This window comes from Pseudomonas sp. P7759 (assembly GCF_013386445.1).
In the GTDB taxonomy this organism is placed as follows: Bacteria; Pseudomonadota; Gammaproteobacteria; order Pseudomonadales; family Pseudomonadaceae; genus Aquipseudomonas; species Aquipseudomonas azotoformans_A.
In genome coordinates this window covers 1-1,139 of record NZ_JACART010000119.1, presented here as the reverse complement: position 1 = coordinate 1,139, position 1,139 = coordinate 1, and the positions used below count along the sequence as shown (strand labels likewise).

Annotated in this window: 1 protein-coding gene; it reads left to right on the top strand. The window is 61.4% G+C overall.

What is annotated here, in order from left to right; all coding sequences use genetic code 11:
- Nucleotides 1-1,139, top strand: a 1,139-nt coding sequence (locus HX823_RS31505) for an LLM class flavin-dependent oxidoreductase (protein ID WP_177078546.1), incomplete at both ends; no start/stop codon positions are given.

Here is a 1,139-nt window from a genome sequence, read left to right as displayed (position 1 = left end):
CACGCCGGATTCCGCGCCGCATTTTCTCAACCGCCTGGAACCCTTGACGCTGCTCTCGGCCATCGCCGGGGCGACCTCGAAAATCGGCCTGGTGGCGACGCTCACGACTTCCTATACCGAACCCTTCAACGTGGCGCGGCAGTTCGCGTCTCTGGACCACATCAGCGGCGGTCGTGCCGGTTGGAACGTGGTCACCACCGGCTTGGAAGGTGCGGCGGGAAACTTTGGCCGCGAGCAACATATCGACCACACCGAGCGCTATCGCCGTGCGGCCGAACACCTGGACGTGGTGCAGGGGCTGTGGGATTCCTATGAAGACGACGCCTTTGTGCGCGACAAGCAAGCCAAGGTGTTCCTCGACCCGCAGCGCCAACACCGCCTCGATCACCACGGCGAGTTTTTCTCGGTCACCGGGCCACTCAATATTGCCCGTTCTGCCCAGGGTCAACCGGTGATTTTCCAGGCGGGTATCTCCGAATCCGGGCGCAGCCTGGCGGCGAATTATGCCGAAGGGATTTTCGCTGGCGTGGGCAATTTCGAAGATGCCCAGGCGTACTACAGCGACATCAAAAAGCGTACCGCCGCCGCTGGGCGTAACCCTGACCACGTCACCATCCTGCCGGGTATTTCGCCGATCATTGCGGATACCGATGAACAGGCGCAGGCCATTGATCGTGAACGCAATGGCGAGCTGGATCTTGGCAAGGCGCTGGTGCAGTTGGGGCGGCCGTTCAATTACCACGACTTTAGCCAGTACCCACTGGATGAGCCGTTTCCGGAGTTGGGCGACTTGGGGAGTAACGGGTATCGCGGTCATGCGGAGAACATCAAGCAGGTTGCTCGTGAACAGGGGCTGACGTTGCGCCAGGCGGCGTTGCGCTTTGCCAAGCCTTTTTCCAGTTTCGTCGGCTCGCCCAAGACCGTGGCGGATGAGATCGAGCGTTGGTTTGTGGAGGGGGCGGTGGATGGGTTCAATATCCACGTGGGCGCGCCGGAGGATTTTGCGCGGTTTACCGATCAGGTATTGCCGTTGTTGCGGGAGCGGGGGTTGTTTCGCAGTGAGTACAGTCACAGCACGTTGCGGGGGCATTTGGGGTTGCCGGTGCCGGTGAATCGGTATGCGGTGGGGCGGGTGGCTT